The following is a 5,541-nucleotide window of genomic DNA, read 5'->3' on the forward strand; positions in this document are numbered from 1 at the left end:
GCTTAAAATATTCTTTAGCTATGTATTCTAATTCTTTATAGTGCAGGAAATAAGCGCATATTATTTCCGGGGGGTAGGTTTCCAGGAGTCGATAGCGCCGGCTGGGGCTTGAAGCCCGGGTCAGTTCCGGGCTGTGGCGGCACAGTTCCTCCCAGCTACGGGAATATCTTTCGGCCTCCCCGGGTTGAAGGCCCAGGCGAAGGAGAAGATGCGATTCTCCGTGGGCCAGGGCGATGATCATACCCTTAAGCAAGGTCCGCGTGGGGAGATTTCGGCGAAGGATAGGCCACAGAGAAGAGAAATGCTCGGGGGGTGGGGGAAGCTCCAGGGCCAGCCACAGCCCCATTATTTCCAGACACCGGAGGACGTTTTCCGGATCGGGTTCCTCCAGGATGCGTTTGATCTCTCCGAGGATCCGGGCCGGAGAAAGACGCAGAGGGGCTTGGGTTCGGTAGGCCCGGCCCAGGGCCTGCAGAGTTTCCTCGGCCAGAGCCCATCCGAAACGTACGGCATAACGCCCGGCCCTGAAGATACGGGTGGGGTCGTCCACGAAGGAATCCAGGTGTAGCACCCGGAGAACCCCCTCACGGAGATCCGCGAGCCCGGAAAAGGGATCCAGGAGCCGACCCCGGCGGGGGCCGGAAAGGGCCACCGCCATGGCATTAGCGGTAAAATCGCGACGATGCAGATCTTCATCAATGGAAGCAGGTTCCACCCGGGGTAGGGCGGCCGGTGCGGGATAAGTCTCCCTGCGGGCCATGGCCAGATCTACCTCTCCACCGGAATAGACGATCTTGAAGGTCCCGAAAGGGGAATGGGACTTAATCCTTCCGGAAAGTTTTCGGGCCAGGGCCTTAGCCGCGGCGTCTGCCTTTTCCTCCACTACCAGGTCCAGGTCTTTGAGCCTTCGACCCAAGAAAAAGTCCCGCACCGGACCCCCCACCAGATAGATGGAACAGCCCAGTTCCTCCCCCACCTCGGTAGCAGCGAGAAGTACCTCGGGATGATCCAGCGAAGCGAGCAGCTTCGGATAGAGATTTTCAGTTTCTGGGGTGGTGTTTTTCATGCACGGCTCTTAGATTGCGCAGATCAAGATGGGTGTAGATCTGGGTGGTGGAGAGGCTGGCATGTCCCAGCATCATCTGGACCGAACGAAGATCGGCGCCTCCCTGCAAAAGATGGGTGGCAAAGGAATGACGCAGAACATGGGGGGATATTTCCCGGGTTATTCCAGCCTGTCGAGCGTAATCGCGTATAATCTGCCAGAAACGTTGGCGAGTAAGGGGGGCCCCCTTCCGATTCAGAAAGACGTAGGGGGTCTCTTTTCCTCCGCAAAGAACGGGGCGAGCTTCGCGTAAATAACGTTCCAGATACTCCCGGGCCAGGTCTCCCAGAGGGACCAATCGTTCGCGTTTGCCCTTACCGAAAATGCGGACGAAACCCGCCGAGAGGTTGAGCTGGGCAAAGGTCAGACGCACCAGCTCGGAGACCCTCATTCCCGTGGCATAGAGGGTTTCCAGCATGGCTCGATCTCTCAGCCCCTGGGGAGTGGAGAGATCCGGTGCGGAAAGAAGCCTTTCCACCTCCTCCACACTCAGGACCTTGGGGAGGTTTCGGGGAAGACGGGGCCCCTCTATCAGATGTAAAGGGTTGTGTTCGATGCGCTCTTCCAGTTCCAGAAAACGGTAAAAACTCTTCAAGGCCGATAACTTTCGAGCCAGGGTTCGGGAGGAAAGCCCCCGGCGCTTGAGCTCCTCCAAGAAAAGGAGGATGTCCTCGGTTCCGGCTTCTTCCGGTGTCCCTCCCCCCTCTTTTTGCAGGAAGGTCTGGAAGTCTCTTAGATCACGGGCATACGCCTCCAGGGTATGGGAGGAAAGATTCCTTTCCAGTTCCAGATGGGTGAGAAATTTATCCACCCAGGACCTCAAGCTCCCACCTCCGCCAGGATCCTTTCCGCACAGGCCCGTATGCGGGGATTCTCGTTGACCAGTAAAAGGCTGCGGATCTTGGCCAGGAACCCCTGTCTTTCAATGGGACTGCGCTCGGGCAGTCTTCGGGATAAGCTTTCCATGGCTTCACAGACCACCTTTTCGTCCTCGGCTTCCAGAAGGAGCAGAAGGAGATTCCATTCCTCGGGAAGGCCGTACTCACGTACATATTCCCGGGCTGCCCGGGTGAAACGTTTGGTCCCGTAGGCGTTTTGAAGGCGTTTGAGGGCCTTTTCGTGTTCCGGAGAACCTTTCTTCCCGGAAAAGAGTTTTTCCACCTCCCGAAGATATTTCTCCTTCAGCCACCCCGAACGCTGGATGGCCTTTTCGGAATCGGTCCGTTCGTATTTCTCCTTGATACGCGAGTGCAGGCTGCGATCCCTCCGACGGTCTATCTCCCGCCAGGAGGGACGCCTCTGATAATAATCGTCCTCATGATCGTCAAAAGACACGCTCATGGCCACCTCCTGGGACATTCTACCTGATAGATCTTTTCGGCCGGAAGCTCAATGGCGGTAAGTTTCCCTCCATAGACGCATCCGGTGTCTATTCCCAAGCGATCCGGGAGGAGAAGGGGTTCGGGAAAGGGAGTATGCCCGAAAACGATCTTTTTGGGAAAGGTTCCGGGATAATAATAGAAACCCTCCCGGATCCACAAAAGATCTTCTTCTTCCTGGCTATGCAGGGGTCGTTCGGGGCGCACCCCGGCGTGTACGAAAAAGTAATCTTCGGTTTCGTAGTAAAGGGGCAGATCCTCCAGAAAGGTTCGATGTTCCTCCGGGATATCCAGTTTCCCTTCCTGATAATAGGCCCTGAGCGTGGCCTCGCCCCCGTTAAAAAGGAAGACTTCGGGTTCGATCCCCCGTAGATAGCGCAGGAACATCCATTCGTGGTTTCCCCGCAGGGCGATCACTCGCTCGGGGTAAAGTTTTCGGAGCTCCATGACCTTTTCGACTACCCGACGGGGTTCAGGCCCCCGGTCGATGTAATCTCCCAGGAAGATCACCAGATCGACCCCCCAGTCCACAGGTAACCGGCCGAGCAATCTCTCCAGAGCCTCGGCACAACCGTGTATGTCGCCGATGGCGAATATACGCATCACCAGAAACGCGAACGCCCCGGATCCAGACGTTTGAGGCCCACCCTTTCGGCCCAGGCCAGGGCCTCTTCGTATTCCTCCCGATAAAGGGGACGGTCCAGCGGGGGATATTTCCAGGCCTCGCCGCAGGGCCTGTATTGATCCATAATATTTACGTAGGTTTCGGGAGATAATTCCCGAGCGATAAAGCGCAGGACCTCCGGGGTGCCGGCCAGACCTCCCGGAAGCACCAGATGCCTCACCAGGAGGCCGCGTAGCGCAATCCCGTCTTTGATGACCAGATCTCCTACCTGCCGGTGCATTTCCTTAAGGGCCTTGCGGGCTACCTGAGGATATTTTCGAACCTTGGAAAGCCTGAGCGCCACTTTTTCATCGGCGTATTTGAAGTCCGGCATATAGATGTCCACAATGCCCTCGAGTAGTTTCAGGGTCTCCACCGATTCGTAGCCCCCGCAGTTATAAACCAGGGGGAGCCGCAGGCCCTCCTCAGCCGCCTTTTTTACCGCCTCCACAATAAAGGGGACCTGATGGGTGGGGGTCACCAGGTTGATATTGTGGCATCCCCGGGCCTGAAGCAATAGCATGATACGGGCCAGTTCCTCCACACTGATCTCTTCCCCTTCGCCCAGATGGCTTATTTCCCAGTTCTGGCAATAGACACAGGCCAGATTGCAATAGGTGAAGAAGATGGTTCCCGACCCCCCGAAACCCACCAGAGGGGCCTCCTCTCCAAAATGGGGGCCGTAACTGGAAATCATGGGACGATCCCCCACCCGGCAAAGGCCCTTTTCTCCCCGCAGTCGATCCACCCGACATTCGTTGGGGCAAAGAACACAGGGGCTCAACCGGGCGTAGAGGGCCTCTATCCGTCGATCGAGTTCCCCGCTTTCGAGAAGTTCTAGATAAGAAGGCTCAAACACTTAAGTACTCCGCCCAATGCCTCACTTCAGGCGGGGAGGAAAGACTGTGTTTTAATTTAAGATAACAAGCGGTACAGGCGGTGGCAAGTAGATAAGGAGCGGATCGTAACAGTTCCTCATGAAAGATTCGAGGGAGAAAAGGTTGATGAGCCCCGCAACACGCGGATAGGGCGGCAAAGGGGATATCCCGGGGGGTTTTTCGGAGATGACAGGAAAGATGAAAGACGAGTCCTTCGGGAAAGGCCTCGGGAAAGTGGCGGAAGGTCCACTCCAGAGCATCTCGGACCCGGGAAACTATTTCATGGACGGTTTCCTCCTCGGGTTCCCCGGCAAAGAACAGGGGATAGAGATCGGTCAGGGTCCAGAGGCAGGAAGCACAGAGCACGAGGATAGGCCCCCGGGTATCGGAGAGGGCTTCCAGGGTCTCCAGGGCTTTTTTTCGAAAAAGGGAGGGCCAACCCAGGGTAAGAAAGGGAAGGCCGCAACACAGGGGAGGGGAAACCCCCGGATCAAGCCCGCTTTTCTGTAAGCGTCGGATAAACTTTTGCGTTCCCTCGGGATAGAAATAAAGGGCTCCGCAGGAAAGAAATAGGGTAGGGGAGCCCGAACGAGGGGCCGGAATTTTTCGAGAGCTCGACGGGTCGCGGCCCCTGAGGAAAGAGACCGCGGTCTTCACCGGGAAGGGAGGGGATAGTCTCGACTCCAGGGCAAGATATTCGGCCAGGCGGATACCATTGGGGCAGACCATGGTGCATCTGCCGCACCGGAGGCAGGATCGGAGGGAAGGGTGTTTTCGGATCCCTTTTTCCAGTAAAAAGATACGTCCGCGGGGGGAATGAGTTTCCAGGCGGGTTTCAGAATAGAGGGGGCATACGGCAAGGCAGCGTCCGCAGCGACTGCAAAGGGAAAGATCAGGCCTTTTCATCCCGGGCCACGAAATGATCCAGCCACCAGGAGGCCCAGTCGGTCTCGAGTACGGCCTCGGCAAGTTTTCGGGCCGTATTGGTTTTGATACGGCGAAGGGCGTAGGAGAGCCACCTGGGGGCGTAAGGGTTGCCCAGGTCTTTCTGTTCCTTGAGCATCACGATGAGGTCGATCTGGTCGGCGTCGTGCACCAGCCGGGCCTCAAGGCTTTCCTGGGCCAGATATTCCCGAACGAGCTCCCGGGCCTCGTTTTCTAAGGGCAGCCCGGAGAGGGCGTCGGAGAAGGCTCTCTCCTCGTCCACAGTATCGTAGAGTTTGTTTACGGAGTTGAGATCCCCGATGCGGGCCTCGGCGAGATCGTGGAGCAGGGCCATCTTGATGACCCGGTTCGTATCGGCCTCGGGGGTAAGGGAAGCGAGAAGCCAGGCCGCATAGACGACTCCGAAGCTATGGGCGGCCACGGACTCCGAGCCCGTACCCAGATAGGCATAACCCGTGCGCTTTAAGCGCTTGAGCATGGCCGCCTCAAAAAGGCTTTTGGCCACCCGGTGGAAATTCATAGCTTGAGAAGTTAAACCGCTCCGGTGAGAAGTGCAAGGAGGCCCTTTAC

General features: G+C 57.1%; 6 protein-coding genes and 1 pseudogene. All 7 read right to left on the reverse strand.

What is annotated here, in order from left to right:
* Positions 1–1,066, reverse strand: a pseudogene (locus F8J34_RS05780) (hypothetical protein); the annotation flags it as partial.
* Positions 1,041–1,928 carry a site-specific tyrosine recombinase XerD gene (gene xerD, locus F8J34_RS05785; RefSeq protein WP_297057085.1) on the reverse strand — a complete coding sequence of 296 codons (888 nt, stop codon included), beginning with the start codon at positions 1,926–1,928 and terminating at the stop codon, positions 1,041–1,043. The pseudogene F8J34_RS05780 and the gene xerD, both read right to left, overlap by 26 nt.
* Positions 1,925–2,446: a hypothetical protein gene (locus F8J34_RS05790; RefSeq protein ID WP_297057086.1), complete on the reverse strand. Its 522-nt coding sequence runs from the start codon at positions 2,444–2,446 to the stop codon at positions 1,925–1,927. Before F8J34_RS05790 ends, xerD begins: the two co-directional genes overlap by 4 nt.
* Positions 2,443–3,087, reverse strand: coding sequence for a metallophosphoesterase family protein (locus F8J34_RS05795; protein ID WP_297057091.1), 645 nt, complete (start codon positions 3,085–3,087; stop codon positions 2,443–2,445). The genes F8J34_RS05790 and F8J34_RS05795 overlap by 4 nt, the downstream gene beginning before the upstream one ends.
* Entirely contained in the window at positions 3,087–4,007 is a 921-nt protein-coding gene (locus F8J34_RS05800) for a radical SAM protein (RefSeq protein ID WP_297057088.1), read from the reverse strand. Before F8J34_RS05800 ends, F8J34_RS05795 begins: the two co-directional genes overlap by 1 nt.
* Positions 4,000–4,932: a (Fe-S)-binding protein gene (locus tag F8J34_RS05805; protein ID WP_297057089.1), complete on the reverse strand. Its 933-nt coding sequence runs from the start codon at positions 4,930–4,932 to the stop codon at positions 4,000–4,002. Before F8J34_RS05805 ends, F8J34_RS05800 begins: the two co-directional genes overlap by 8 nt.
* The coding region (locus F8J34_RS05810; RefSeq protein ID WP_363315426.1) for an HD domain-containing protein at positions 4,919–5,541 on the reverse strand (623 nt) is incomplete at its 5' end. The genes F8J34_RS05805 and F8J34_RS05810, both read right to left, overlap by 14 nt.

Origin of the sequence: Thermosulfurimonas sp. (assembly GCF_015491435.1) — a bacterium.
GTDB lineage: Bacteria > Desulfobacterota > Thermodesulfobacteria > Thermodesulfobacteriales > Thermodesulfobacteriaceae > Thermosulfurimonas_A.

What these genes read in the sequence shown, in the direction of transcription:
- F8J34_RS05795 (WP_297057091.1), bottom strand. Translation starts at nt 3,087, where the DNA reads ATGCGTATATTCGCCATCGGCGACATACACGGTTGTGCCGAGGCTCTG.
- F8J34_RS05790 (WP_297057086.1), bottom strand. Translation starts at nt 2,446, where the DNA reads ATGAGCGTGTCTTTTGACGATCATGAGGACGATTATTATCAGAGGCGT.
- F8J34_RS05805 (WP_297057089.1), bottom strand. Translation starts at nt 4,932, where the DNA reads ATGAAAAGGCCTGATCTTTCCCTTTGCAGTCGCTGCGGACGCTGCCTT.